Origin of the sequence: Streptomyces sp. NPDC048566 (assembly GCF_043199735.1) — a bacterium.
Lineage (GTDB): Bacteria > Actinomycetota > Actinomycetes > Streptomycetales > Streptomycetaceae > Streptomyces.
On sequence record NZ_JBICWL010000006.1, the window covers coordinates 247,600 to 273,998 of the forward strand.

The 26,399-nt window shown below is 74.8% G+C and carries 25 protein-coding genes; 15 read left to right on the forward strand and 10 right to left on the reverse strand.

What is annotated here, in order from left to right; all coding sequences use genetic code 11:
- The first annotated feature begins 47 nt into the window (after window positions 1–47).
- Window positions 48–848, forward strand: a complete 801-nt coding sequence (locus tag ACGFS9_RS13510) for a site-2 protease family protein (RefSeq protein ID WP_393252938.1) — start codon at window positions 48–50, stop codon at window positions 846–848.
- Here ACGFS9_RS13510 and ACGFS9_RS13515 read toward each other — a convergent pair.
- The gene (locus ACGFS9_RS13515; RefSeq protein ID WP_393252940.1) at window positions 838–1,026 is read right to left on the reverse strand and encodes a hypothetical protein; all 189 of its coding nucleotides are present in this window, start codon (window positions 1,024–1,026) and stop codon (window positions 838–840) included. The two genes, ACGFS9_RS13510 and ACGFS9_RS13515, sit on opposite strands and share 11 nt — an antisense overlap.
- Before the next feature lie 119 nt (window positions 1,027–1,145).
- A complete protein-coding gene (gene npdG / locus ACGFS9_RS13520; protein WP_393252942.1) occupies window positions 1,146–1,850 on the reverse strand; it encodes an NADPH-dependent F420 reductase in 705 nt (234 codons plus the stop codon).
- A 288-nt stretch (window positions 1,851–2,138) separates the two neighbouring features.
- On the opposite strand from npdG, the gene ACGFS9_RS13525 reads away from it, so the two are divergent.
- Together ACGFS9_RS13525 and ACGFS9_RS13530 are read left to right on the forward strand one after the other, a co-directional pair.
- Window positions 2,139–2,741 carry a hypothetical protein gene (locus ACGFS9_RS13525; RefSeq protein ID WP_393252944.1) on the forward strand — a complete coding sequence of 201 codons (603 nt, stop codon included), beginning with the start codon at window positions 2,139–2,141 and terminating at the stop codon, window positions 2,739–2,741.
- 196 nt (window positions 2,742–2,937) lie between these two features.
- Entirely contained in the window at window positions 2,938–4,263 is a 1,326-nt protein-coding gene (locus ACGFS9_RS13530) for an MFS transporter (protein WP_393252946.1), read from the forward strand.
- 329 nt (window positions 4,264–4,592) lie between these two features.
- Here ACGFS9_RS13530 and ACGFS9_RS13535 read toward each other — a convergent pair whose 3' ends face one another.
- A complete protein-coding gene (locus ACGFS9_RS13535; RefSeq protein WP_393252948.1) occupies window positions 4,593–4,826 on the reverse strand; it encodes a hypothetical protein in 234 nt (77 codons plus the stop codon).
- Between the two features lie 58 nt (window positions 4,827–4,884).
- Between ACGFS9_RS13535 and map the strand changes: the two genes are divergently transcribed.
- Together map and ACGFS9_RS13545 are read left to right on the forward strand one after the other, a co-directional pair.
- The gene (gene map, locus ACGFS9_RS13540) at window positions 4,885–5,742 is read left to right on the forward strand and encodes a type I methionyl aminopeptidase (protein ID WP_393252950.1); all 858 of its coding nucleotides are present in this window, start codon (window positions 4,885–4,887) and stop codon (window positions 5,740–5,742) included.
- Window positions 5,743–5,973: 231 nt separating this feature from the next.
- Complete coding sequence (locus ACGFS9_RS13545; protein ID WP_393252951.1) at window positions 5,974–6,657, forward strand: heme oxygenase (biliverdin-producing); 684 nt, start codon at window positions 5,974–5,976, stop codon at window positions 6,655–6,657.
- A gap of 37 nt (window positions 6,658–6,694) precedes the next feature.
- Here ACGFS9_RS13545 and ACGFS9_RS13550 read toward each other — a convergent pair whose 3' ends face one another.
- Window positions 6,695–7,339 (reverse strand): PhzF family phenazine biosynthesis protein, encoded by a 645-nt coding sequence (locus tag ACGFS9_RS13550; RefSeq protein ID WP_393252953.1) that lies wholly within the window; start codon window positions 7,337–7,339, stop codon window positions 6,695–6,697.
- A gap of 340 nt (window positions 7,340–7,679) precedes the next feature.
- On the opposite strand from ACGFS9_RS13550, the gene efeO reads away from it, so the two are divergent.
- From efeO to ACGFS9_RS13570, 4 genes are read left to right on the forward strand one after another with little or no spacing between them, the layout of a single operon-like run.
- Window positions 7,680–8,828 carry an iron uptake system protein EfeO gene (efeO, locus tag ACGFS9_RS13555; RefSeq protein ID WP_393252956.1) on the forward strand — a complete coding sequence of 383 codons (1,149 nt, stop codon included), beginning with the start codon at window positions 7,680–7,682 and terminating at the stop codon, window positions 8,826–8,828.
- A gap of 22 nt (window positions 8,829–8,850) precedes the next feature.
- The gene (efeB, locus tag ACGFS9_RS13560; RefSeq protein WP_393252958.1) at window positions 8,851–10,134 is read left to right on the forward strand and encodes an iron uptake transporter deferrochelatase/peroxidase subunit; all 1,284 of its coding nucleotides are present in this window, start codon (window positions 8,851–8,853) and stop codon (window positions 10,132–10,134) included.
- 2 nt (window positions 10,135–10,136) lie between these two features.
- On the forward strand, window positions 10,137–11,012 hold the full coding sequence (gene efeU, locus ACGFS9_RS13565; RefSeq protein ID WP_393252960.1) for an iron uptake transporter permease EfeU: 876 nt from the start codon (window positions 10,137–10,139) through the stop codon (window positions 11,010–11,012).
- On the forward strand, window positions 10,969–11,991 hold the full coding sequence (locus tag ACGFS9_RS13570) for a hypothetical protein (protein ID WP_393252962.1): 1,023 nt from the start codon (window positions 10,969–10,971) through the stop codon (window positions 11,989–11,991). Before efeU ends, ACGFS9_RS13570 begins: the two co-directional genes overlap by 44 nt.
- A gap of 37 nt (window positions 11,992–12,028) precedes the next feature.
- On the opposite strand, the gene ACGFS9_RS13575 is transcribed toward ACGFS9_RS13570, so the two are convergent.
- Complete coding sequence (locus ACGFS9_RS13575; RefSeq protein WP_393252964.1) at window positions 12,029–12,766, reverse strand: bifunctional DNA primase/polymerase; 738 nt, start codon at window positions 12,764–12,766, stop codon at window positions 12,029–12,031.
- Between the two features lie 360 nt (window positions 12,767–13,126).
- On the opposite strand from ACGFS9_RS13575, the gene ddaH reads away from it, so the two are divergent.
- The gene (ddaH, locus tag ACGFS9_RS13580; RefSeq protein ID WP_393252966.1) at window positions 13,127–13,948 is read left to right on the forward strand and encodes a dimethylargininase; all 822 of its coding nucleotides are present in this window, start codon (window positions 13,127–13,129) and stop codon (window positions 13,946–13,948) included.
- 202 nt (window positions 13,949–14,150) lie between these two features.
- Here the strand turns inward: ddaH and ACGFS9_RS13585 are convergent, their stop codons facing one another.
- The 3 genes from ACGFS9_RS13585 to ACGFS9_RS13595 all read right to left on the reverse strand — a co-directional run bounded on the left by ACGFS9_RS13585 (window position 14,151) and on the right by ACGFS9_RS13595 (window position 17,890).
- Entirely contained in the window at window positions 14,151–15,143 is a 993-nt protein-coding gene (locus ACGFS9_RS13585) for a small ribosomal subunit Rsm22 family protein (protein ID WP_393252967.1), read from the reverse strand.
- Window positions 15,144–15,389: 246 nt separating this feature from the next.
- On the reverse strand, window positions 15,390–16,571 hold the full coding sequence (locus ACGFS9_RS13590; RefSeq protein ID WP_393252969.1) for a serine hydrolase domain-containing protein: 1,182 nt from the start codon (window positions 16,569–16,571) through the stop codon (window positions 15,390–15,392).
- Window positions 16,517–17,890 carry a multidrug effflux MFS transporter gene (locus ACGFS9_RS13595; RefSeq protein WP_393252971.1) on the reverse strand — a complete coding sequence of 458 codons (1,374 nt, stop codon included), beginning with the start codon at window positions 17,888–17,890 and terminating at the stop codon, window positions 16,517–16,519. Before ACGFS9_RS13595 ends, ACGFS9_RS13590 begins: the two co-directional genes overlap by 55 nt.
- 82 nt (window positions 17,891–17,972) lie before the next feature.
- Here ACGFS9_RS13595 and ACGFS9_RS13600 point away from each other — a divergent pair, with 82 nt between their 5' ends.
- Window positions 17,973–18,983, forward strand: coding sequence for a Gfo/Idh/MocA family protein (locus tag ACGFS9_RS13600; protein WP_393252973.1), 1,011 nt, complete (start codon window positions 17,973–17,975; stop codon window positions 18,981–18,983).
- Between the two features lie 37 nt (window positions 18,984–19,020).
- On the opposite strand, the gene ACGFS9_RS13605 is transcribed toward ACGFS9_RS13600, so the two are convergent.
- Window positions 19,021–20,667, reverse strand: coding sequence for an alkaline phosphatase D family protein (locus ACGFS9_RS13605; RefSeq protein ID WP_393252975.1), 1,647 nt, complete (start codon window positions 20,665–20,667; stop codon window positions 19,021–19,023).
- A gap of 145 nt (window positions 20,668–20,812) precedes the next feature.
- Between ACGFS9_RS13605 and ACGFS9_RS13610 the strand changes: the two genes are divergently transcribed.
- On the forward strand, window positions 20,813–21,598 hold the full coding sequence (locus ACGFS9_RS13610) for an SDR family oxidoreductase (RefSeq protein ID WP_393252976.1): 786 nt from the start codon (window positions 20,813–20,815) through the stop codon (window positions 21,596–21,598).
- 434 nt (window positions 21,599–22,032) lie between these two features.
- Here the strand turns inward: ACGFS9_RS13610 and ACGFS9_RS13615 are convergent, their stop codons facing one another.
- Window positions 22,033–23,223 (reverse strand): D-alanyl-D-alanine carboxypeptidase family protein, encoded by a 1,191-nt coding sequence (locus tag ACGFS9_RS13615; protein WP_393252978.1) that lies wholly within the window; start codon window positions 23,221–23,223, stop codon window positions 22,033–22,035.
- 252 nt (window positions 23,224–23,475) lie between these two features.
- Between ACGFS9_RS13615 and ACGFS9_RS13620 the strand changes: the two genes are divergently transcribed.
- The 3 genes from ACGFS9_RS13620 to ACGFS9_RS13630 all read left to right on the forward strand — a co-directional run bounded on the left by ACGFS9_RS13620 (window position 23,476) and on the right by ACGFS9_RS13630 (window position 26,109).
- Window positions 23,476–24,021 carry a DoxX family membrane protein gene (locus tag ACGFS9_RS13620; protein ID WP_393252979.1) on the forward strand — a complete coding sequence of 182 codons (546 nt, stop codon included), beginning with the start codon at window positions 23,476–23,478 and terminating at the stop codon, window positions 24,019–24,021.
- 75 nt (window positions 24,022–24,096) lie between these two features.
- A complete protein-coding gene (locus ACGFS9_RS13625) occupies window positions 24,097–24,576 on the forward strand; it encodes a MazG-like family protein (protein ID WP_393252981.1) in 480 nt (159 codons plus the stop codon).
- 138 nt (window positions 24,577–24,714) lie between these two features.
- Entirely contained in the window at window positions 24,715–26,109 is a 1,395-nt protein-coding gene (locus ACGFS9_RS13630; RefSeq protein WP_393252983.1) for a hypothetical protein, read from the forward strand.
- Window positions 26,110–26,399: the final 290 nt, after the last annotated feature.

Consider the following 26,399-nt stretch of genomic DNA (forward strand, 5'->3'; position numbering starts at 1 on the left):
CAGGCCCGCACACCCGGGCCGTCGGTCCATCCAGTGCAGGGAGCCCCATGACCACCGCCGCGACACGCCGCAGCGACCGGAGGATCAGCCCCGTCTTCGTCGGGATCGTGGCCGTCATGGCGGTGACCGGCTGGGCGACCTGGACCGGGTTCGCCGAGCAGCCCGGTGTGGCCGTCTTCCTCTTCGTGACGGCCGCCTGGATCGTCTCCCTGTGCCTGCACGAGTACGCCCACGCGCGCACCGCCCTGCACAGCGGCGACATCTCCATCGGCGCCAAGGGCTATCTGACGCTGAACCCCCTGAAGTACACGCACGCCCTGCTGAGCATCGTGCTGCCGGTGATCTTCGTGATCATGGGCGGGATCGGTCTGCCCGGCGGCGCGGTGTTCATCGAGCGCAACCGCATCCAGGGGCGCTGGCGGCACAGCCTGATCTCGGCGGCCGGGCCGCTGACGAACGTGCTGTTCGCGATCGTGTGCACGGCGCCGTTCTGGCTGGGCGGCCTGGACGGCGTGCCGGACGCGTTCCGGTACGCGCTGGCGTTCCTCGCGCTGCTCCAGGTGACGGCGGCGATCCTGAACTTCCTGCCGGTCCCGGGCCTCGACGGCTACGGCGTGATCGAGCCCTGGCTGTCCTACGGGGTGCGGCGCCAGGTCGAGCCGTTCGCGCCGTTCGGTCTGCTCGCGGTGTTCGCGGTGCTGTGGATCCCGTCGGTGAACACCGCGTTCTTCGACGCGGTCCACGCGATCCTGGGCGGGCTCGGCATCGACGACGTGGAGCGGTACTGCGGTCAGGACCTCTACCGCTTCTGGGACGGCTCCGACCCCTTCTGCACCGTCAGCCGCTGACCCGGCCGGAGTCGCCGCGCATCCGGCCGCGGCGGGCGTAGTACCAGGTCATGTTGGACGACAGGCCCGCGAGCAGCACCCACACGACGCCCAGCCAGCTCCCCTGGACGAACGAGACGACGGCCGCGGCCACGGACAGGACGCAGACGGCGAGGGCGTAGAGGGCGAGGCGGGGCATGGGGGCTCCTGTCGGGGGGACACTGCTTGCCCCCCAGTGTCCCCCACCCGCGCCCGGCGGCCGTCCGCGGACCGCCCGCGCCGGGCCCCGGCCCGGCGGAGGTCCGGTCCTCCGCGGTCCTACACGTCCGTCACGCGCAGGCCGGCGTGGGCCTTGTAGCGCCGGTTCACCGAGATCAGGTTGGCGACGAGGGACTCGACCTGGTGCGCGTTGCGCAGCCGGCCCGCGAAGACGCCGCGCATCCCGGGGATGCGGCCGGCGAGCGCCTGGACGATCTCGACGTCGGCGCGCTCCTCGCCGAGGACCATCACGTCGGTGTCGATCCGCTCGATCCCCGGGTCGGCGAGCAGCACGGCGGAGAGGTGGTGGAAGGCGGCGGTGACCCGCGAGGCGGGCAGCAGGGCCGCGGCCTGCTCCGCGGCGCTGCCCTCCTCCGGCTTCAGCGCGTAGGCGCCCTTCTTGTCGAAGCCGAGCGGGTTGACGCAGTCGACGACGAGCTTCCCGGACAGTTCCTCGCGCAGCGCCGCGAGGGTGTCGCCGTGGCCCTCCCACGGAACGGCGACGATGACGATGTCGCTGCGGCGCGCGGTCTCGGCGTTGTCGGCCCCCTCGACGCCGTCGCCGAGTTCCGCGGCCGCGCTCCGCGCGCGGTCGGCGGCGCGCGAGCCGATGATCACCTTCTGGCCGGCCCGCGCGAGCCGGTGGGCGAGGCCCTTGCCCTGCGGGCCGGTGCCGCCGAGCACGCCGACGACGAGCCCGGACACGTCGGGCAGGTCCCAGGGGTCCTTGGCCGGGGCCTTCTGTGCACTGTCAGTAGAGGTCATGCGCCGACCCTACGTGCGGGCGACGGGCTCCGGCGTGCCGGTGCGTGCCGCGCCCCGGGCGCGGGCGGTGACCCGGGCGCGGACACCGGGACGCGGCGGGCGGCGGCGTCCCCCCGGCGGCCGGTGCGGGCCGCGTCCCGCCGCGCTGCCGGACGGTGCCGCTCGGACCGGTCACGGGGAGTCCTCCGGGGCCGCCGGCCGGGCCGGAGGGTGCGCTCGCGTCCCCGGGTCGGGCGAATTCGCGGTGAACCCCGGGCCACGGAGGGGCGGTTGCGCCAGGATGCGGACATGGACGCCGTTCGGGTCGCATTGCTGCGTGAGGTGCTCGCCGGGACCGAGTGGCTGGAGGCCACCCGCCGGTTCGGAGGGACCCTGCGCGGGTCCGCGGTGGCCCACGGCGGCGGGCTGCTCCTGGTCGGCTCCGAGCGGTACGAACCCTGGCACCTCGCGGCGCACCTGGTGGACGAGGCGGCGTGGTCGGGGACACCGGAGCTGGCGCCGACGCTGGTGCGGCACGGGGCCCGGGAGGCGGACCCGCCGCACCTGGCGGTCGGGCTCGGGCGCATCGAGGCGGCCCGGCGCGGCGAGACGCTGCTGGTGGTGGCGCCGGACGCGCCCGGGGCCCCGCTGCTGGAGCGGGTGCACGACGCCCGCCGCGCGGGGGCGACCGTCCTCGCCCTGTCGGCCTCGGGCGGTGACCTGCCGGCGCTCGCCCACGAGTCGCTGGCCGTGCCGCCCGATCCCGAGCTGGACCTCGACACCGTGCAGCACCTGGTCAGCGCGGCGGCCGGGGAGAGCGCGACGCCCTCGCCACGGGGCCGGCGGCGGCTGCGTGACCGCTTGTCACACCTGGTCGAGCAGCTCACGGCACCCCCGTCGTACCGCTGGTAGCCGGGGCGGCCGGGCCGCCCGTGCGTCCCGCCCCGCGCCTCCGGGCGCGGTGACGGCGCGCCGCCCCCGCCCGTGCGCGCTCCCGCGCGGCGCCCTCCGAGCCCGTCCCGGGGGTGACGGCGCCCGGCCGTGGCCCCGGGGCGGGGCGGGGAAAAGCATTTGCCCGGCCCCCGGGTTCGTCCGAGCATGTCCCCTCGTGAGTGATGACAGCCCCGCTTCCCGGCCGCGCGCCCTGCTGCCCGATCTGGCGCCCTGGCGGACGTCCGCCGACTTCCGGCGGATGTGGGTGGCGGGTCTGGTCACGAGCTTCGGCAGTTTCCTGACCTTCGTCGCGCTGCCGGTGCAGATGAAGGAACTGACCGGCTCGGCGGCGGCGGTCGGCGCGATCGGCGCCGCCGAACTGGTCCCGCTGATCGTCTTCGGGCTGTACGGCGGCGCCCTCGCCGACGCGCTGGACAAGCGCGCGCTGATCCTGGCGACGGAGGCCGGGCAGGGCGTGCTGTGCGCCGCCCTGCTCGTCAACGCGACGCTGCCGCATCCGGCGGTGTGGCCCCTCTACGCGATCGCCGCGCTGTCCGCCGCGCTGAGCGCGGTCCAGCGCCCGGCGATGGACGCCCTCACCCCGCGGATCGTCGCCCACGAGCACCTGACGGCCGCCGCCGCGCTGAACTCGCTGCGCTGGACGGTGGGCGGCGTGGCCGGCCCGGCGCTGGCGGGCGTCGTCGTGGCGTACGCCGGGCCGGGCTGGGCCTACGGCGTGGACCTGGTGACGTTCGCCGTGTCGGTGGCCGTGATCGCCCGGATCGCCGCGTCGCCCGCCTCCCACGCGGCGGCGAGACCGTCGCTGCGGTCCGTCGCCGAGGGCGCCCGCTACGCCTGGGGCCGCAAGGAACTCCTCGGCACGTACGCGGTCGATCTGGCGGCGATGTTCTTCGCGATGCCGCTCGCGGTGCTGCCGTTCCTCGCGGACGACCTGGACGCGGCCTGGTCGCTCGGGCTGATGTACGCCGCGCTTCCCGCGGGGGCGCTGGTCGTCAGCCTGACCAGCGGGTGGACCACGCGCGTGCACCGGCACGGCCGGATGGTGGCGCTCGCGGCGGCCTGCTGGGGTCTGGCCATGGTCGCCGCGGGGCTGGTGCACGGCGTCTGGCCCGTGCTGCTCTGCCTCGCCGTGGCCGGCGGCTGCGACATGGTCAGCGGGATCTTCCGGGCCGCCATCTGGAACAAGACCATCCCGGACGAACTGCGCGGGCGCCTCGCGGGGATCGAGTTGCTGTCGTACTCCGTCGGGCCGCAGCTCGGGCAGGTGCGTTCGGGCGGGATGGCCGCGTTGACGACCGTGCGGACGTCGGTGTGGGCGGGCGGCGCGCTCTGTGTCGCGGCGGTGGGGCTCCTCGCGCTCGGGCTGCCCCGGCTGATGAGCTACGACGAGCGGACGAACGAACACGCCCGGCGGATGCGGGAGCTGCGCGCCGGGGCGCTGCCGCCGGAGCCGCGGGAGAGGCCGGCGGCGGCTTCCTGAGCGTCCGGGCCGGACGGGCTCGCCGGCCGCGTCCGGGACCGCGCCCACCGGCGGGGCGCCGGACGGGCGGTGGCGGTCCCGCCGCCTGGGACGGCGGACCGGCGCGCCCCGGAGCGGAGGCGGACCGGGGCCGGCCCTGCCGTTCCGGCGTCCGGCCGCGGCCGTCGGGGAGGGCCCGAGAGCCGCGCGCGCCCGCCGGAAGGCGCGGGCCGGGGCGTGGGCGGCGGAAACCCGGCGCACGATGCGGTTGCGCGGGGCCGCACCCCGTGCCGCCGGCCGGCGTCAGGCCCGGGCGGCGGGCCCGGTCCCCGCGCCGCGCCCGGCCGGTGTCAGCCGTCCTCGGAGCCGGGTGCCTTCGGGGCGTCGTGCCACTTCGGGTCCGTCTCCCATTCGAGGTTGCGCTCCCGCGCGGTCTCCATCGCGTGCTGCGCCTCCTCACGGGAGGTGTACGGGCCGAAGCGGTCCTTGGCGGGGCAGTCGGGGCCCTCCTCGACCTTCTTGTGCTCCAGGCAGTAGTACCACTCACCGGGCTTGCCGGCCGTCCGCTTCTTGAACAGGGCCATCACCAGCTCCTTTCGCCAGGGACATGTTCCCCCAGGACGGCTGGTTAGACTCGCTGGCATGTCTGGCCAGTCGCTGCTCGTACCCGGGGAGCTCTCCCCCACCCGTCCCGTGCCGGGAAACATCAGGCGCCCCGCGTACGTGGGGAAGCCCGCTCCCGCGCCGTACACCGGACCGGAGGTGCAGACCCCCGAGACGATCGAGGCGATGCGCGTCGCCGGGCGGATCGCCGCGCAGGCGATGGCCGAGGCCGCGAAGGCCATCGCGCCCGGTGTCACCACCGACGAGCTGGACCGCATCGCGCACGCCTACATGTGCGACCACGGCGCCTACCCCTCGACCCTCGGCTACCGCGGCTTCCCCAAGTCGCTGTGCACGTCCGTCAACGAGGTCATCTGCCACGGCATCCCGGACTCCACGGTCCTGCGCGACGGCGACATCGTGAACCTCGACGTGACGGCCTACATCGGCGGCGTGCACGGCGACAACAACGCCACGTACCTGGTGGGCGACGTGGACGAGGAGTCGCGGCTGCTCGTGGAGCGGACCCGCGAGTCGCTCGCCCGCGCGATCAAGGCGGTCCGTCCGGGGCGGCAGATCAACATCATCGGCCGGGTCATCGAGTCGTACGCCAAACGGTTCGGGTACGGGGTCGTGCGGGACTTCACCGGGCACGGGATCAACACGTCGTTCCACTCCGGGCTGATCATCCCGCACTACGACAGCCCGCACGCGACGACCGTGATCCAGCCCGGCATGACCTTCACCATCGAACCCATGCTGACGCTGGGCACCCACGAATACGACATGTGGGACGACGGGTGGACGGTGGTCACCAAGGACCGCCGCCGGACGGCGCAGTTCGAGCACACGCTCGTCGTCACCGACACCGGCGCGGAGGTCCTCACGCTGCCGTAGCCGCCGACCCGCCCGCCGCGTCCGCGCACCCGCGGCCCGTCGAACCGGGCGTGTGAAATCCCGAGAGCCCGCCCTGTCCACAGGGCGGGCTCTCGCGTGTGGCCGACCCGGATAATCGGGGTAGGTTTACCGACAGAGTGTCGGAAAGCCATTGACTTAGGTAACCCTAACCGAGCAGGATGCGGACGTCCCGCACCAGCTCCCGCCCCTCCCCTCGGCCCCGGAGGCTCCATGAACGCGTCGGACTCGGACACCGTGTCGCCGGCGAGCACGCCCTTCTCGACGCTCATCCGCACCGCGTCGCACGAGCAGCACACCGAGGCGGAGACCTCGGCGTTCATGGGCGACCTGCTCGGCGGCCGGCTGGGCATCGAGGCGTACGCGCGCTACACCGAGCAGCTGTGGTTCGTGTACGCGGCGCTGGAGGCGGACGCCGGGCGACTGGCGGCCGATCCGGTGGCGGGCCCCTTCCTGCGGCCCGAACTGCTGCGCGGCCCGGCCCTGGAGCGGGACCTCGCCCACCTGCGGGGGCCCGACTGGCGCGCCTCCCTCAGCGCGCTGCCCGCGACCCGCGCCTACGCGGAGCGGGTCGCGCAGTGCGCCCGCGCGTGGCCCGGCGGCTACGTCGCGCACCACTACACCCGCTACCTGGGCGACCTCTCCGGCGGCCAGATCATCCGCGGGACGGCCGAGCGGACCTGGGGCTTTCCCCGCAAGGGCGACGGCGTCCGGTTCTACGTGTTCGAGGACATCGCCAACCCGGCCGCGTTCAAGCGGGGTTACCGGGAGCTGCTGGACGAGGTGCCGGCCGACGACGGGGAGAAGGAGCGGATCGTCGCGGAGTGCAGGCGGGCGTTCGCGCTGAACACCGCGGTGTTCGGGGATCTCGCCGCGGAGTTCCCGACCCCGGCGTGAGCCTCCCGCCGCCGGCGCCGGAGCGCGGCCCGGGAGGTCAGCGCTCCAGGTGGACCCGGCCGCCGACCTCCACCCAGTCGTGGGGCTGCGGAGCCGTGAGGATCTGGGAGCCCCTGCCCTGGGTGATGTTGAGGGCGCGGCCGAGTTCCTGGGTGAGCAGGATGGCCGCCGCCCCGGTGGCCTCGTCTTCGTCGACGCCGTCTCCGCGGCCGGGGAACGCGCGGGCCCGGACCCGTCCGGCGGCCTCGTCCTGCCAGGCCCAGGCGTAGATCCACTCCCCCGGTTCCGGCACGTCGAGGGCGTCGACCTCCGCGGCGGACGCGTGGCGCCGCAGGGTGCGCGGCGGGGCCCAGGCCGCCTGCGCCTCGATCCAGCTGAACTCACCGTCCAGCCGCACCCCCACCACGCCCGCGGGCGTGACCAGTTCGGGCACGTCGAGCAGCCAGCCCACCCCGACGCAGGGGTACCCGGCGAAGGGCAGCCGCAGGCTCGGCGTGTAGATGTCGACCACCCCGCGCTCGGGGTCGTCGACGAACACGGTCTCGCTGAAGCCGAGCTTCGCGGCGAACTCCTGCCGCTCGGCCCGGTCCGGCAGCACCGAGCCCTCGCGCACGACCGCGAGTTCGTTGCCGTACCCGCCATCGGGCCCGCAGAAGACCCGCAGCACGTCGTAGTCAGTCACGGGGGCATTCAAGCATCACCCCGGCCGCGGCCGGGTCCCCCGCCGCAGGCCCCCGCGCTCCGCCCCGGCCGGAGGGTCGCGTGCCCGGCACGGCTCCGCCCCGGCACCGGGCCGGGCGGCGCCGCACCGCACCCCTCCCCTCGGTCTCTTGACCTTCTCTTGACCCTCCCTTGACCTCCGATGGGATTCACCGTGACCTCGCCGTTTCCCCGGCGCGCCGGTGAGAGGTGAATCACCGGACCCCCGGGTACCACCAAGGCAAGCCTCAGATAAGTTAGGTCAGCCTCACCATGCCGACGCGGAGCCGCCGTGTGGTCTGTCCGACTTCTCTGGAGCCTGAATGCGAGCCGTCCGACTCTCCGTTGTCACCGCCGCCGCCACCGCGGCTGCTCTGGCCGCCGTCACGGGCTGCACCGAGAAGAGCGACGCCGAGAGCAGTGACGCGATCCGGGTGACCGCCGCCGACACCACGTGCGACACCTCGGTGACGTCGGTGCCGGCCGGCCAGGTCACGCTGAAGATCGAGAACAAGGGGTCGAAGGCCACCGAGGTGGAGATCCTCTTCCCCGACGACCGGATCGTCTCCGAGAAGGAGAACATCGGCCCCGGCACCAGGTACACGCTCACCGCCGAGGTGAAGGCCGGCTCGTACGAGATCGCCTGCCGGCCGGGCATGAAGGGCCGCGGCGTGCGCCAGAAGCTCACCGTCACCGGAGGGAAGGTCGCCCGGCGCGACCCCCGCCTGGACAAGGCGGTCGCCGCCTACCGCGAGTACGCGCAGGAGCAGGCCGACGCGACGATCCCCAAGGTGCGGACGTTCGCCGCCGCGATCAAGGACGGCGACGTCGAGGCCGCCAAGAACGCCTACGCCCCCTCGCGGGTGGGCTGGGAGCGCACCGAGCCGATCGCCGAGTCCTTCGGGGACATCGACCCCAAGACCGACACCCGCGCCGACGGCCTGGAGAAGGGCCAGAAGTGGACCGGCTGGCACGCGCTGGAGAAGGCGCTGTGGCAGGACGGGAAGATCGGCGCCGAGCAGAAGAAGCTCGCCGACCGGCTCGTCACCGACCTGCTGGACTGGCAGGAGCGGGTCGGCAAGGCCGACATCACCCCCACCTCCATGGCCAACGGCGCCAAGGAACTGCTCGACGAGGTCGCCACCGGCAAGGTCACCGGTGAGGAGGACCGCTACTCGCACACCGACCTCAGCGACTTCCAGGGCAACGTCGACGGCGCGCGCAAGGCCTACGAACTGCTCAAGCCGGTCGCCGCGGAGAACGACAAGGAGCTGACCACCGAGCTCGACAAGCAGTTCGCGGCACTGGACAAGACGCTCGACGCGCACCGCTCGGACGACCCGAAGGACAAGGCGCAGAACGGCTTCGTGTCCTACGACACGGTCGGCGAGGAGCAGCAGAAGGAGCTGTCGGACGCCGTCAACGCGCTGGCCGAGCCCCTGTCGAAGCTCGCCGCCGCCGTCGTCAAGTAGTCGCGGACGGAGGAACACCACCATGACGAACGCCCAGGACAGTACGGAACCCACCGCACCCGCCGACACCGGCCGCGCGCCGTCCCGGCGTTCCCTGCTCGGCTGGGGCGGGGCCGGGCTCGCGCTCGGTGCCGCCGCGGCCGGCGGCGCGGTCGCGATGACCCGCACCGGCGACGACGTCGACCCGGCCGGGTCGGGCACCTCCGGCGCGGTGCCCTTCCACGGCGCCCACCAGGCCGGCATCGCCACCGCCGTCCAGGACCGGCTGCACTTCGCCGCCTTCGACGTCAAGACCGACGACCGGGAGGCGTTCGTCCGGCTCCTGAAGGACTGGACCCGCGCGGCCTCCCGGATGACCGCGGGGCACGCGGTCGGCGACGGCGCCTACGGCGGCCTGGCCGAGGCCCCGCCGGACGACACCGGCGAGGCCCTGGGCCTCAGCCCCTCCCGGCTCACCCTGACCATCGGCTTCGGCCCCTCCCTGTTCGAGAAGTTCGACCTCGCCGACCGCCGGCCCGAGGCGCTCGTCGACCTGCCGCAGTTCCCCGGCGACAACCTCGACAAGGCCCGCAGCAACGGCGACCTGTGCATCCAGGCGTGCGCGGACGACCCGCAGGTCGCCGTGCACGCCATCCGCAACCTCGCCCGCATCGGCTTCGGCACCGTCGCCATCCGCTGGTCCCAGCTCGGCTTCGGCAAGACCTCCTCGACCACACCGGACGCGCAGACCCCGCGCAACCTGATGGGCTTCAAGGACGGCACCCGCAACATCGCCGGCACCGAGACCGACCGGCTGAAGAAGTTCGTCTGGGTCGGCGACGGCGACGGCACCGACTGGATGACCGGCGGCTCCTACCTCGTCGCCCGGCGCATCCGGATGAACATCGAGACCTGGGACCGCACCTCCCTCCAGGAGCAGGAGGACGTCTTCGGCCGGGACAAGGGCGAGGGCGCCCCCGTGGGCAAGGCCAAGGAGCACGACGAGCCGTTCCTGAAGGCGATGAAGCCGGACGCGCACGTCCGGCTCGCGCACCCCGACGCCAACCACGGCGCCACCATCCTGCGCCGCGGCTACTCCTTCACCGACGGCACCGACGGCCTCGGCCGCCTCGAAGCGGGCCTGTTCTTCCTGGCGTACCAGCGCGACGTCCGCAAGGGGTTCATCCCGGTGCAGCGGAACCTGTCGCGTTCCGACGCGCTCAACGAGTACATCCAGCACGTGAGTTCGGCGGTCTTCGCCGTCCCGCCCGGCGTCCGGGACCGGGACGACTGGTGGGGCCGCACGCTGTTCTCCGAGGAGGCCTGACCGTGTTCTCCAACTACCTGATCGGGCTGCGCGAGGGCCTGGAGGCCAGCCTCGTCGTCTGCATCCTCATCGCCTATCTGGTCAAGACCGGCCGCCGGGACGCCCTCAAGCCGATCTGGACGGGCATCGGCGTCGCCATCGCCGTCGCCCTCGGCTTCGGCTGCGCCCTGGAGTTCGGCTCCCAGGAGATGACCTTCCAGGCCCAGGAGGCGCTCGGCGGCTCGCTGTCGATCGTCGCCGTCGGCCTGGTCACCTGGATGGTCTTCTGGATGCGGCGCACCGCCCGCCACCTGAAGAGCGAACTGCACGGCAAGCTGGACGCCGCCCTCGCCATGGGCACCGGCGCCCTGGTCGCCACCGCGTTCCTCGCGGTCGGCCGCGAGGGCCTGGAGACCGCCCTGTTCGTCTGGGCCTCCGTGCACGCCGCCAGCGACGGCACCCCCCGTCCCCTCGTCGGGGTCGCCCTCGGCCTCGCCACCGCCGTCCTGCTCGGCTGGCTCTTCTACCGGGGCGCCCTGAAGATCAACCTCTCCCGGTTCTTCACCTGGACCGGCGGCATGCTCGTCGTCGTCGCCGCGGGCGTCCTCGCCTACGGCGTCCACGACCTCCAGGAGGCCGACTTCATCCCCGGCCTGACGAACCTCGCCTTCGACATCAGCGGCACCGTCGACCCCACCAGCTGGTACGGCACCCTCCTCAAGGGCGTCTTCAACTTCCAGCCCGACCCCACCGTCCTCCAGGTCACGGTGTGGGCGCTGTACCTGGTCCCGACCCTCGCCGTGTTCCTCGCCCCGGTAGGGTTCGCCTCCGGGAAGGGGAAGGTGACGGCACCTGATGAGCAGGGATCACACGGGTCGCAGCCCACGAAGGCCCCGTAGGTCAGGGGGCGTTCGCCGTTTCGTCCTGGCGGCGGGAGCGGCGACCGCGCTGTCCGTCTCCGCGAGCGGCTGCGTGGTGGTGCACGGCGAACGGGAGGTCGTCCCCGCGGCGACCCGTGCCGAAGCGGCCCGTGCGCTCAAGGACTTCACCACCGCCTACAACGCGGCGGACAGGACGTACGACCGCACGCGGGACGCGGACCGGGTGACCGGTCCGCTCGCGGCCATCGACGCCGCCAAGCTGAAGGCCGGGCACCGCAACCACCCCGACGGCAACCCCGCGCACTCGGCGCTCGTCTTCCGCGACAGCGAGTTCACCCTGCCGGCGAAGGCGGCGTGGCCCCGCTGGTTCCTGGTGAACACCGCCGCCAACAAGGGTGCGCCGGGGAGCCGCTGGCTGATGGTCTTCACCCGGGGCGCCGCCGCCGAACCGTGGCGGGTCTCGTACCTGACGGTGCTCGGCGCCGACCAGGTGCCCGCGTTCGCGAAGGACGACGCCGGCCGGGCCGAGCCCGTGCCGGCCGACGACCCCGCCCTCGCCGTCGAGCCGGGGAAACTGGCCGGCGGCTACGCCACGTACCTGCGGTCCGGCGGTGACGCCTTCGCGGCGGGCACGCACACCTCGCAGTGGCGGGCGCAGCGCAAGAAGTTCGCGAGCAAGCCGGGGCTCGCCCGGCAGTACCTCGACGAGCCGCTGACCGCGGGCGACTACGCCCCGGTGGGCCTGCGCACCGCGGACGGCGGGGCGCTGGTGTTCTTCAGCACGCGCCGCTACGAGAAGCAGACCGCCGCCGAGGGGACGGCGATCCCCACGCCCGGCGCGGACGTGACGGCCCTGACCACGGGCGAGATCAAGCAGACCCTGACGCTGGAGTTCGTCTCCAACCAGGTGGCCCTGGACCCGGCGCGGGACGCGCCGGACCGGCGGGTGTCGGTCCTCGGCAGGGTCGAGGGCCTCACCGGAGCCAAGGGCGAGTAGGCCGGCCCGGCGGCCGGCCTCCGGGCCGGCCGCCGCCTCAGCTGCGGTGCGGCCAGGCGGCGAGCTGCTCCGCGTCGCCGTTCTCCCCCGCGTGGCGGGCGCAGGCGTCGGTGAGGTGCTCCAGGAGGGTCAGCGGGTCCGGCAGCGGGTGCTCGGGGCCGCGCACCCAGTCGACGCCCAGCCCGCCGGGAAGCCGGGCGGGCGGCACGAGGACGTACGAGCCGCGGCAGTGCCAGCGGAAGCCGGGGTGCTCGTCCATCGTCTCGGGGTGGCAGTCCAGCTCGCAGGGCCACCACTCGTCCTCGTCCTCGGGGGTGCCGCGGGTGAGGGTGAAGAACATCATGCGGCCGTCGCCGGTCTCGGCGACGGGCCCGACCTCGATGCCGGCGGCCAGTATCCCCTCCAGCGCCTCCCGGCCCGCCTCCAGCGGCACGTCGAGCACGTCGTGCACCATGCCGGTGGCGGTGACGAAGTTCGCGTCCGGCTGGTGCCGGGCCCAGCGCTCGATCTGCGCGCGGTCGGTGGTGGACTGGGTCTGCCAGGCGAAGGAGACGGGGTGGCGCGCGGGCGTGGGGCAGCCGACACGGTCGCAGGAGCAGCGGTAGCCCGCCGGGTACGCGGCCTGCGCGAGCGGCAGCCCGGCGTCGGCCGCGGCGAGCAGCAGTTCCTCGCGCCGCGCCTCGGACGGCCGGGCGGGGGGCTTGGGCCGGCGTCCGCGCAGCCACCGGGAGATCCCGCCCTGCGCGCCGGAGCGGCGTCCGAACTCTGCGCTCATCTATCCCCTCGCCAAGCCGTAGTGCACACGTCGTCCTTGCCCATGGTCCCACCATCCTGCGCTCCGGGTGGCCGGAGCCGACAACCGGGGTAGGTGGGACGATGCCATCGCGCGACCCTGATCAGGGCTTATTGCATGATGTGTGGTGATTTCACGCCGCCGGCGGGCGCCCCTGCCGGCCCCTCGGACGAACGCGCTCCGGCCGTCCGGCATTCCGGGGCGGGGCGGACACCGGCTGCGAGGGCCGGGCGGGGCAGGTGACGCGGACGGCGGACACCACCCGTTCGCCTGCGGGCGGCCGGGCCGCGCACACCGCACCATGAGCATCAACTGCCCCTGCGGTCGCGTAAGGAGCCTTCCTTGCACCCACTGCGTCGCGCCACGCCCCGCCGCTACCTCATGTGCCCCCCGGTGCACTTCGACGTCACGTACGCGATCAACCCGTGGATGGACCCGGCCAAGCCGGTCGACGTGCCGCTCGCCCTCGCCCAGTGGGAGGACCTGCGCGACCGCTACCGCTCGCTCGGCCACACCGTCGAGGAACTGGCCCCCCGGCCGGGTCTGCCGGACATGGTCTTCGCGGCGAACGGCGCGACGGTCGTGGACGGCCGGGTGCTCGGCGCCCGGTTCGCGTTCCCCGAACGCGGTCCCGAGGCGGCGGCGCACCGGGAGTGGTTCCGCGCCCGGGGCTTCGCGGACGTCCGCGAGCCGGTGCACGTCAACGAGGGCGAGGGTGACTTCGCGGTCACGTCCTCGTACGTCCTCGCCGGCCGCGGCTTCCGGTCGAGCCCGCTCTCGCACGGGGAGGCGCAGGAGTTCCTCGGCCGCCCGGTGATCGGCCTGGACCTCGTCGACCCGCTCTTCTACCACCTGGACACGGCGCTCGCCGTCCTGGACGACGCCGCCGACGAGGTCATGTACTACCCGCCGGCGTTCTCCCCGGGCAGCCGCGAGGTGCTGCGCCGGCTGTTCCCGCACGCGCTGACCGCCGCCGACGAGGACGCCGCGGCGATGGGGCTGAACGCCGTCTCGGACGGCCGGAACGTCCTGCTGCCCCAGGAGGCGGCGGGTCTCTTCGCCCCCTTGCGGGAACGCGGCTTCACCCCGGTCGGCATCGACCTGGGCGAACTGCTGAAGGGCGGCGGCAGCGTCAAGTGCTGCACGCAGGAACTGCGGTGCTGAGCGCGCGGGCCCCGGGAGGCCGCCTCCGGTGCCGGGCCCGCGCGGTCCGGCACCGGGGTCCGGGCCGCGCGTCACGGCACACGGCGCACGGGGACGGGGACGGGGACGGGGAAGCCCGCCCGCGGCGGCGCCGTCCGGTGTCCGCGCCCTCCGGGCCGCGCCCGGCGCCCGACCGGCCGCCGCTCCCCTGCCGGCGGCCGGGTCAGTCGCCCTCGGGCGGCGGCCAGGCGTCGCCCCAGTCCGCGTCCCGGGCCGCCCGGTAGAGGGGTCCGTGGCGTTTGGTGACCGTCGCGCGGCGCAGGCTCTCGTCCGGTTCGCACAGGTCGAGCAGGACCTGGCCCTTGCGGATCTGCGGCCTGCGCACGACGCGGGCCGGTGCGGGCGCGGGCGGGAAGCGGGTGGCGGCGACGTAGGAGAACTTCTCGTCCTCGTAGGACAGGGAGCCGCCCTTGACCTGGCGGTGCAGCGAGGACCGGGCGACCCGGGCGGAGAAGTGGCACCAGTCCTCGCCGGGCACGACGGGGCAGGACGCGCTGTGCGGGCAGGGGGCGGCGACGTGGAAGCCGGCGCCGATCAGCCGGTCGCGGGCGGCGAGCACCCGGGCGTAGCCGTCGGGGGTGCCCGGCTCGACGACCACGACGGCCCGGGCGGCGCTCGCGGCGGCGTCCACGACGGACGCCCGGTCGTCCTCGGTGAGTTCACCGAGGACGTAGGAGACCGTGACGAGATCGGTGCTCTCGATGGTGAGCGCCGCTCCGATGCGGGAGTGCCGCCACACGGCACCCGCCAGTTCGGGGTTGGCGGCGGCGATCTCCCGGCCGAGGGCGAGCGCGGGCTCGGCCCAGTCGAGCACCGTCACGGGCCGCGCGCCCTCCCAGGTGGCGTTGACCGCCCAGGTCGCCGCGCCGGTGCCGCCGCCGACGTCCACGTGAGCGCCCGGCACCCAGCCGGGCACGGCGTCCGCGAACGCCTCCAGCGCCGCGCCGACCGCGGCGAAGGTCGCGGGCATCCGGTAGGCGGCGTACGCGGCCACGTCCGAGCGGTCCCGGAGGACCGGCGCGTGGGTCGGGGTGGTGCCCCGGTAGGTCGTGATCAGCCGCTCGACCGCCTGCGCGGCGCTCTTCGGCGGCAGGCCGTCGAGCAGTCCGGCGAGGGCGCTGCGCAGGGCGTCGGCGGGGGGCAGGGGGGCGTTCACGGGCCCGATTCTCTCAGGTGCCGCACCCCGCCCGCGCCGCCGTGCCCCTCGCCCGGTCCGGGAGCCGGCCCCGTCCCCGGACCCGTGCGCCGGGGCCCCGCCGGGTCCTCCGGGACGGGCCGGGCCTGCGTCCCGCTCCGCCGGGCCGGAACGCCCCGCGCGGGCGGCCGGGCCGGGGGACCCTCCGCGGACCTGCGGGCCCCGGGGCGCCGCTCGGGCGGCGGGGCCCCGCCCCCGCCGCCGGGCTCAGGTGCCGCGTACCGCCCGGCGCAGCCGGGTGGCCGCCGCCGCACGGGGGGCGTTGTCGGCCGGGCGGCGGCGCGGGTGGACGGTGTTGGCGAGCAGGACCAGGAACGTGCCGGTCACCGGGTCGACGACCAGCGAGGTGCCGGTGAAGCCGGTGTGCCCGGCCGCGCCGCCGCCCGCGAGGGCGCCCATGAACCGCGGCTGGTCGACGGCGAACCCGAGGCCCGGCGGGGCCAGCAGGAGGTCGACGAAGTCGGGACCCAGGATGCGGGCGGGGCCGTAGCTGCCGCCGGCGAGCAGGGCGCGGCAGAAGACGGCCAGGTCGCGCGCGGTGGAGAAGAGTCCCGCGTGACCGGCGACGCCGCCCAGCGCCCAGGCGTTCTCGTCGTGCACGACGCCGCGCAGCATGCCCCGGTCGGCCTTGCCCCACGGCCGGCGCTGGTCCTCCGTGGCGGCGGCGCCGGGACAGGGCCCGAACGCGGTGGCGTTCATGCCGAGCGGGCGGGTGATGCCGTCGCGCACGAGGACGTCGAGCGGCCGGCCGCTGACCCGCTCCAGGACGAACTGGAGGTAGATGAGGTTGAGGTCGGAGTACCGGTGGACGCCCCGTTCGGACGAGGGTGCCTCGGCGCGCAGCAGCGCCAGCCGGGCCGCGTCGTCCGGGCAGTCGTGGAGCGGGAGTTCGGGGCGCAGACCGGAGGTGTGGGTGAGCAGCTGCCGCACGGTGACGCCGTGGTCGCGGACCCCGGGGAACTCGGGGAGGTAGGCGCCGACCCGCGCGTCGATGCCGAGGGTGCCGCGCTCCAGTTGCTGCACCGCGGCGACGGCCGTGAACAGCTTGGTGAGCGAGGCCAGGTCGAAGGGCGTGTCCACGCCGGCCGGCACCCGTGCCTCGGCCGGCAGCTCCCGGCCCGCGTCCGCCGTCTCGTCGTAGGACGCGTACCGCACCGCCCAGCCGGCCGCCTCCTCGACGGCGATGACGGGTCCCCGCCCGGCGACCAGCACGACGCCCGGCGCCCACGGGCGGGGCCCGGTGGTCAGGGCGCGGACCTCGCGGGCGAGGTGCCACAGCTCGTCGGCGTCGAGTCCGGCGCGTTCCGGTGTGTCGATCCGCAGTCTGGGGGTGCTCAGCTGTCCGCCGCCTTTCCGTCCGGCCGGTTCCCCGTGCGCCGGGGACGGCACAGTCCCACGAAGCAGGCGACGGCCACCAGTACGGCCGTCAGCTGGACGACGGCCATCGGGACGGCCGTCCGCTCCCCCGCGACGCCGACCAGCGGTGAGGCGACCGCGCCGACGAGGAACGACGTGGTGCCGAGCAGCGCGGAGGCGGAGCCGGCCGCGTGCCGCACCCGCATCAGGGCGAGTGCCTGGGTGTTGGGCAGCGCGAGGCCCATCGCGGACATGAGCACGAACAGCGCGGCGGCGACGGGGGCGAGACCGACCGGGCCGAAGACGCCGGCCGACAGCAGGAGCAGGGCCGTCGCGGCGAGGGTGACGAGGGCGAGGCCGGTGCCCAGGACCTTCTCCAGGGCGACCCGGCCGACCAGCACCTTGCCGTTGATCTGGCCCGCGACGACCAGGCCGACCGAGTTGGCGCCGAAGAGCAGGCCGAAGGTCTGCGGGGAGGCGCCGTAGATCTCCTGGACCACGAACGGGGAGGCGGAGATGTAGGCGAACAGGGCGGCGAAGGTGAAGCCGCCCGCGAGCGTGTAGCCGGCGAAGACCCGGTCGGCGAGCAGGCCGCGCATCGCGTGCAGCGCCTCGGCGACGCCGCCCGCGTGCCGGTCCGCGGGCGGGAGCGTCTCGGGCAGCCTCGCCCAGACGAGCCCGGTGAGCGCGATGCCGACGGCGGTGAGGACGACGAACACGCCCCGCCAGTCGGTGACGCGCAGGATCTGCCCACCGATGAGCGGGGCGACGACGGGGGCGACCCCGGAGATCAGCATGAGGGTGGAGAAGAAGCGGGCCATGGCGTCGCCGTCGTAGAGGTCGCGGACGACGGCGCGGGCGATGACGATGCCGGCCGCACCCGCCAGGCCCTGGGCGAGGCGGAAGGCGACGAGGAGTTCGACGGTGGGGGCCAGCGCGCACAGCACGGTCGCCACGACGTAGACGCAGAGTCCGCCGAGCAGCGGGCGCCGGCGGCCCCAGCGATCGCTCATCGGGCCGACGACGAGCTGGCCCAGCGCCATGCCGGCGAGGCAGGCGGTGAGGGTGAGCTGCACCGTCGCCGCGGAGGCGTGGAGGGAGCCGGTGACCTGCGGCAGCGACGGGAGGTACATGTCCATCGCGAGCGGCGGCGTGGCGGTGAGTCCACCGAGGACGAGGGTGACCAGGAGCCCGGTCCGGCCCGCGCCGCCGGGCCGTCGATCCCGGGGTACCGCCCCCGCGCGCGCCCGGCGGGCGGCGGGCGGCGCCGCCGCGGGATCGACGGCGGTCGCGTCCGGTGGATGCCCGTGCGGGCCTTCCTGGTCCCGCGTGGTGCGGCCCCGCTCGGGCATGTGCCCCTCCCTCTCCGAGTGATGCGCCCCCTATGCTCTCAGTTCGAACAGCGTGTTCGGGGTCACAGAACGAGGTGCGGGCATGGCGGGCGGGGACGGGCGCGTGCGGTGGGGGATTCTGGCGACCGGCGGGATAGCCGCGGCGTTCGCGGCGGATCTGGTGGACCTGCCGGACGCCGAGATCGTGGCCGTCGCCTCCCGGACGGACGCGGCGGCGAAGGCGTTCGCGGAACGGTTCGGCATCGAGCGGGCGTACGGGGACTGGGCGTCGCTCGCCGCGGACGGGGACGTGGACGTGGTGTACGTGGCCACCCCGCACGCGGCGCACCGGGCGGCGGCCGGGATGTGCCTGGAGGCCGGCCGCCACGTGCTGTGCGAGAAGGCGTTCACGCTGAACGCCCGGGAGGCGGCGGAGCTCGTCGGCCTGGCCCGGCGGCACGACCGCTTCCTGATGGAGGCGATGTGGATGTACTGCAATCCGCTGGTGCGGCGGCTGAAGGCGCTGGTCGACGACGGGGCGATCGGCGAGGTCCGCACCGTGCAGGCGGACTTCGGCCTGGCCGGTCCGTTCCCGGCCTCGCACCGGCTGCGGGACCCGGCGCAGGGCGGCGGGGCGCTGCTCGACCTCGGGGTGTACCCGGTGTCGTTCGCGCAGCTGCTGCTCGGGGAGCCGTCGGACGTCGTCGCGCGAGCGGTGCTCTCGGACGAGGGCGTCGATCTCCAGACGGGTGCACTGCTCTCGTGGGAGAGCGGCGCTCTCGCCTCGGTGCACTGCTCCATCAACGGCGGCACCCCCGTGGCGGCCTCGGTCACCGGCTCCGCGGGCCGTATCGACGTTCCCGACGGCTTCTTCTTCCCGGACCGCTTCGTGCTGCACCGCGACGGCCGTGAGCCCGAGACGTTCCGGGCGGACCCGTCGGCGGGGCCGCGGGCCAGCATGCGGCACGAGGCCGTCGAGGTGATGCGCGCGCTGCGGGCCGGCGAACGGCAGTCGCCGCTGGTCCCGCTGGAGGGCACGCTCGCGGTGATGCGGACGCTCGACACGATCCGGGACCGTGTCGGCGTCCGCTATCCCGGCGAGTCCGCCGCGTGAGACGGGGCTCCGCCGTCCCGCGGCGCGGCCCCTGACGTCAGACCCGGTGGAGCCCCTGGTCGCCGACCTGCGTCACGAAGGACGCGGCCGTGGTGACCGGCGCCCCCGGGGTGGTCACCGCGGACACGGTCCGGAAGTCGGCCCGCGCCGCCTTACGGCCCAGTTCGACGGTCACGTAGCCGCGCCGCCCGTTGTAGAACTTCAGGTGCGGGTTGGCCTGGGTGTAGGTGGCCCAGTTGGCGGGCCGTTCGGCGCCGTCCTTGCCGCTGGACACGGAGGTGGCGACGATCTCGGTGCCGAGGACGGCCGAGGCGGGGTCGTCGAAGTCGTCGAGGATGTCGAAGGCGTAGCTCACGTGCACGTCACCGGTGAGCACCATCAGGTTCTCGATCCCGGTGGCCCGGGCGCCGGCCAGGACCCGCTGCCGTGAGGCCCGGTAGCCGTCCCAGGCGTCCATGGACACCTTGGCCACCGGGTTGAGGTCCAGCCGGCGCTGTGAGAAGGCGACCTGCTGGGGGACGACGTTCCACAGGGCGCGCGCGTCGCGCCAGCCGTCGATCAGCCAGCGTTCCTGCGTCGCGCCGGTGATGGTGCGCGCCGGGTCGTCCGACTCGGGTCCGGGGACGTGCGCGCCGTCGCCGTAGGCCTGGTCGGATCGGTACTGCCGGGTGTCGAGGATGTCGAACTGGGCGAGCCGGCCCCAGCCGAGCCGGCGGTAGAGGCGGGCGTCCGGGCCGACGGGGCGCTGCTGGCGGCGCAGCGGCTGGTTCTCCCAGTAGGCGCGGTAGGCGGCGGCGCGGCGCAGCAGGAACTCCTCCGGCGGGCCGCCGTTCTCGTCGACGTCGTCGGCGTAGTTGTTCTCCGTCTCGTGGTCGTCCCAGGTGACGGCGAAGGGGTGCGCGGCGTGCGCGGCCCGCAGGTCGGGGTCGGACTTGTAGAGGGCGTAGCGCAGCCGGTAGTCCTCCAGCGTCACGGTCTCGTGGGCGAAGAGGGCGGGGAGGGTGCGGTCGGTGTAGTTCCGGGCGCCGCCCACGGCGTCGACGGCGTACTCGTACAGATAGTCGCCGAGGTGGAAGACGACGTCGACGTCCTCCTGCGCGAGGTGCCGGTAGGCGGTGAAGTAGCCGTCGTGGTACGCCTGGCAGGAGACGGCGGCCAGCCTGAGCGCGGACACGTGGGCGCCGGCGGCGGGCGCGGTGCGGGTGCGGCCCGTCTCGCTGATCCAGCCGCCCACCCGGAAGCGGTAGTGGAAGACCCGGTCGGGGGCGAGCCCGCCGACCTCGACGTGCACCGCGTGGTGGTATTCGGGGTGGGCGGTGGCGGAGCCGCGGCGGATGATCCGGCGGAAGCGGTCGTCGTGCGCCAGTTCCCAGTGCACGGTGACGCGTTCGGCGGGCAGGCCGCTGTCGGGCTGGAAGGGGGCGGGCGCGAGCCGGGTCCACAGCAGCACCGAGCCGGGCAGCGGGTCGCCGGAGGCGACACCGAGGGTGAAGGGGTTCGCGGTGATTCTCGCCGCGTCGAGTTCGGCGGCGCTCGCCGTGCCGGCGGCCGGCAGGTCGACGGCGAAGGCGAGCGCCGCCGCGGCGCCGGTGGCGGTGAGGAAGCGGCGCCGGCCGATGCGGCGTGCCACGGCGCGCAGTTCGGGGGTGTGCTGCGAGGGATGCTGCTGGGCTGCGGGTGTCATCGGGCCCTCCCCTGACGGTGGTGGTACACGGCATTGGAGTGGCCCGGACCGACGCCCGATTGGCGCGTACACAACATCCACATGGCGGGCGGATGAGTTCCGGATGCCGGCCCGGTCACCGGCCCCTCCCGTACGCTGCGGGCCCATGAACGCCATGAATCCCCCGGACACCCGGCAGCCCCTGGAGACGAGGACGGCGGTGGTGACCGGAGCCGGCTCCGGCATCGGCCGCGCGGTCGCCGCCGAACTGCTGCGCACCGGCTGGTCGGTGGCGCTGGCCGGGCGCCGCGCCGAGACCCTGGACGAGACGGCGGCCCTCGTGCCCGGGGCGCCCTCGATCGCCGTCCCCACGGACGTGTCCGAGCCCGGCGAGGTGACCCGCCTGTTCTCCGCCGTGCGCGACCGGTTCGGGCGGCTGGACCTGCTGTTCAACAACGCCGGGACGTTCGGCCCCGGCGGAGTGCCGTTCGAGGAGCTGCCCTACGAGGCCTGGCGGCACGTCGTGGACACCAACCTCAACGGCGCCTTCCTGTGCGCGCAGGCGGCGTACCGCCAGATGAAGGAGCAGGACCCGCAGGGCGGACGGATCATCAACAACGGCTCGATCTCCGCGCACACGCCCCGGCCGCGCTCGGCGGCGTACACCGCGACCAAGCACGCGCTGACGGGCCTGACCAAGGCGCTGTCGCTGGACGGCCGCCCGTACCGGATCGCCTGCGGGCAGATCGACATCGGCAACGCGGCCACCGACATGACCGAGCGCATGCGGACCGGAATCCCGCAGGCGAACGGCGAACTCGCCGTCGAGCCGGTGATGGACGTCGCCGACGTGGCCCGCACGGTGCGGCACATGGCCGAGCTGCCGCTGGAGGCGAACGTGCAGTTCGCGACCGTCCTGGCCACCGCGATGCCCTACGTCGGACGCGGCTGAGCCGCACCCGTCCGCGCCGTCGCCCCGGAAGCGGCCCGTCCGCCGCGTACGCGAGGCACGGGGCGGGCGTTCACTCCATCTGGTCAAGGCCTCAACCTACACAAACGGAAGCTGAATCTCCGGACCATACGTGCCTCCGATGGGCTTATGCTCGACACCTCCTCCACGAGAGCTTCACACATGGAGGAGAGCACTTCGGTACGGCCAACGGTCCCTACCGAGGGGGGAGGTGACGGTCGCTCCGCGGTCCGGAGGGGGGCCTCGCGCGGGACCGCGAGGAGAGCACCGGGCCGCGGAGCGGGCGTCGCCGTCGGCACGGGCACCGCGCGGTGGTCAGGGCCGCGCGGTGCCCGTGCGCACCGGCCCGCCGCGGCACTCCGGGCCCTCACGGGCCGCCGCGCTTCGGTGCCCCCGTTTCCCCGCCGCGCCCGCCGTCAGCCGCGACCGCTTCCGCCGGGCGGCGCCTCGGTCCCGGCCGGCTCGGCCGCGGCGCTCCGGCGCCTGCCGCGCAGCGCCAGCACCCCGCCCGCGAGCAGCGCGACGGCTCCCCCGGCCCCGCCGACCAGCCCCCACGGCGCGCCGCCGCTCCGGCCGGCGGCCCGCGGCGGGCCGGCCGCGGGGCTCGCCGTCGCCCGGGGCGAGGGGGCCGCGCTCGCACCGCCCTCGCCGACCGGCTCGACGAGCGTGCCCACCGGCTCGGCGTCCGCGGCGTTGCGGAAGCCCCAGTCGAGCAGCCGGGCGGCCTCCTCGTAGACGGCGTTGCCCCCGCTCTTGGGGTGCATCACCGTCACCAGCAGGGTCCGGCCGCCGCGCGTGGCGGCACCGGTGAAGGTGTTCCCGGCGTGACTGGTGTAGCCGTTCTTCACGCCGATCAGACCGTCGTACGTCTTCATGCCCCACGCGCCGGTCAGCAGGCGGTCGGTGTTCTGGATCTGGAAGGTCTTCTTGCCGCCGGCCGGGAAGTCGGCCGTCCTCGTCACGCAGTAGCCGCGGAAGTCGGCGCCGGCGAGCCCGTGCCGGGCGAACAGCGTCAGGTCGTAGGCGGAGGACAGCTGGCCCGGGTGGTCGAAGCCGTCCGGGCTGACCACGTGCGTGTCCAGGGCCTGCAGGTGCTCGGCCTTGGCCTGCATCTCGGCGACGGTCGCGGGGACCCCGCCGTTCATGTGGCTGAGCACGTGCACCGCGTCGTTGCCCGAGCGCAGGAAGACGCCCTGCCACAACTGCTCGACGGTGTAGGTGATGCCGGGCTTGATGCCGACGAGGCTGGAGCCCGCGGGCACGTCCGCGATCTCGGCGTCGGTCACCCGGTGCGTCGCGGTCCGCTCGAACTTCCCCAGCACGGTGTCCGCGAAGAGCATCTTCAGGGTGGACGCGGGGGCCAGCCGCCGGTGCGCCCGGTACGCGGCGAGCACCTGCCCGGTCGTGTGGTCCGCGACCAGCCAGGCCCGCGCCGTCAGATGCGCCGGCGGCGGCGCCCCACCGCTCGCCTGGACCCCGGCCAGGCCCAGCCGCTCCCCGCCGATCGGCGTGGCGGCGGAGGCGGTGGGGGCCGTCGCGGCGGCGAGCGGCAGAGCGGCGGCCAGGCCCAGGGCCGCACGGCGGGAGACAGCGGAGTAGTCGCGCATCCCGGGACCGTACAAAGCCGCCGCACGGGCCCCGTCGGCGGGGTGACCAAGGGGAGGGAAGGCGCGTCCAAAGGAGCGGTAAAGGCGCCTGCGGCACGGCCGGGACCGGCCACACGGGGACACGGTTCCGGCCGCGTCCGGGGGGTGGCCCCGCCACCCGAACGGCCCCGCGGGGCCGCCGGAGCCGGCCGATCGGTGCGACCGTGGGGACCCGGGAGGGAACCGTTGCCGCTGACTGCACTGGGAGTCGACGTGAGCTGTTACGACCGGCGTGACCTGGGACTGCTGCTGCTCCGTCTGAGCACGGGCGGGGCGCTGGCCGCGCACGGGGCGCAGAAGCTGTTCGGCTGGTTCGGCGGCGGAGGCATCGAGGGGACGGGGGCGGCCATGGAGTCCATGGGCTACTCCCCCGGCAGGGCCAGCGCCACGGCCGCGGGGCTCGCCGAGGCGGGCGGCGGCACCCTTCTCGCCCTCGGTCTCGCCACCCCGGCGGCCGGCGCCGCGGCGGCCGGCGCGATGGCGGGCGCGGCGGCGGTGCACGCGCCGAACGGGTTCTTCGCCCAGGGCGGCGGCTACGAGTACGCGGCGACCCTCGGACTGGCGGCCGCGGGCCTGGCGGTGGCCGGTCCGGGCCGGCTGTCCCTCGACCACGCGTCGGGGCACACGGTCAACCGCGGCTGGATGGTGCCGACCGCGCTCGGCGTGACCGCGGCGGCCACGGCCCTCGTCGTCGGCACCCGCAACCGGCGGGTCCGCACGGCCCGGGAGGGCGAGCAGCAGGCCCTGTTCGAGGAGTAGGAGCGGGCCCCGCGGGCCGGAACCCCGCCCCCGGGAGCAGGAGTCGGGCCCCCCGGGACAGGGGAGGCTGCGGGCATGAGCGACCACGCCCCCGACGACCCGACCGATCCCCGCACGGCGGCCGAACCGGTGCGGCCGGCCGGACCGCCCGGACCGACCGCGCCGGCCTCGTTGCCCGGCCCCGCGGACGAGACGGACCCCTGGGAGACCGTCGACCGGTTGCACGGCTGGCTGGACGCCAACCCGGCGCACGGCGGCACGGACGGGCTGCTGCTGCGGGTGCTGAAGCTGTCGGAGGAGGTCGGCGAGGTCGCCGAGGCGGTGATCGGCGCGACGGGCCAGAACCCGCGCAAGGGCGTCAGCCACAGCTGGGACGACGTGCGGTCGGAACTGTGCGACGTCGTGGTCACGGCGATGGTCGCGCTGCGGGGCCTCACCCCGGACGCCCGGGAGGTGTTCGCCGCGCATCTCGCCGCGGTCCGCGACCGCTCGCTGAGCACCGCCCCGCGCCCCTCGTCCGCCCCGCCTCCCGGGCGGACCGGACAGCAGACCTGACGGACCGTCACCAGCCGTGCGCGGCGACCGCGGTCACCGTGACCGGATCTGTTCACCCTCCGGTCGGGGCCGCTTGGCCCGCAGTTGGCGGGCGCGGCCCAGCCTTCTCGTCGACATCGCGCCGACGAAAGGGTCCCCGTGCAGGACAACGCTCTCCCCCGAGGCCGCCGGACGGCCGCCGTGCTCGGCGCGGTGCTGACGCTCGCGGCCCTGGGACCGGGAAGCCCGGCGCACGCGGCGGGCTACGGCACGCCGAGCCTCTCGCTGTCCGCCTCCTACCTGTCGGGGGCGGTGGGCGCGACCGGTGACCCCACGGTGAGCGTGACCGTCGCGCAGCGCGGGGCGGACGCCGGCGCGCTCGCGGTCACCGTCACCAGGAGCAGCCGCACCTCGGTGGCGACCACCGGCGACGTCACCGTGTCGGGGACGGGCGCCACCCGCACGGTCGCCGTCGCCGCACGCGGCCGGGGCTACACCGACCTCACCGTCCAGGTCACCGGGGCCGACGGCAGGAAGGCGGCCACGACCCTGCACTACGCGGCCTCCGCCTCCGTGCGGTTCCCCTCCGACACCCGCTACCTCACCGGGTCCAGCGACGCCTCGGCGGCCGTCGACGCCGGTGGCGGCTATGCCATCGTCGCGGACGACGAGTCCAACACGCTCCGCCTGTACAACCGTTCGCAGTCCGGCGGACCGGTCAGGACCTGGGACTTCGGCGCGCAGGCGGGCGTGACCAAGGAGATCGACATCGAGGCCGCGGCACGGGTCGGCGACACCGTCTACTGGACGGGCTCGCTCGGCAACAACAAGGACGGCGTGTACAAGCCCGACCGCACCACCGTCTTCACCACGAAGGTGTCCGGTTCCGGCGCCGCCACGACCCTCACCTACGGCAGCTCGTACGGGAGGCTGCGGGACGACCTCGTGGCGTGGGACGAGGCGAACGGCGGCCGGTACGGCTTCGCCGACGGTACCGCCGACGGCCGGGCGCCCAAGCGGATCGACGGATTCAACGTGGAGGGGCTGGAGTTCGCCCCGGGGTCGTCGACCACCGCCTACCTCGGCTTCCGCGCACCGCTCGCCCCCGCGGTCCCCGGCGGCAAGGCGCTCCTCGTGCCGGTCACCAACATCGACAAGGTGCTGGGCAGCGGTGCGCGGGCCGCGTTCGGCGCGCCCGTCGAGCTCGACCTGGGCGGCCTGTCGATCCGCGACATCCGCAGGAACGCCTCGAACCAGTACCTGATCGTGGCCGGTTCCTGGGCCGCCGACGACAACAGCGACCCGCACGCCCTGTACTCCTGGGACGGCGACCCGGCGCACGCCCCGGTCAAGCGCGCCGACCTGCCCACCACCGACCCCGGCGGCTGGGAGGCGGTCGTGGACGTCCCCGACCTCGACGTGCCCGGCGCCCGCGCCCAGTTGATCACCGACGACGGCTCGGCCGACCTCTACGGCGACGGGACCGACGCGAAGGACCTCGACCACCCGGAGTGGCAGAAGTCCCGCGCGACCTGGTTCACGGTCGGCGGCTGACACCCGTCCCCGCGCCGACCCGACCAGCGGACCAGCGGACCGCGCCGAACGGGCAACAGCCATGTTCCGCACGGCCCTTGACCGTGCCGCCGCGGGCACCCCGAGCCCGCCTCGACGGACCCGCGGCCCCGCGGAGAAGGGTCACGGGCCCTCGTCGCGCCCCGCCGGGTCCGTCGCGGGCCCCGCTCGCCGCAACCCGCCCGACCGGCCCGTGAGGCACCGCGGGTGCGGGCCCGAGAGGCACCCGCACGATGCCCGCACGCCCGTCGGCACCGTGTCCCGCTGGAGCG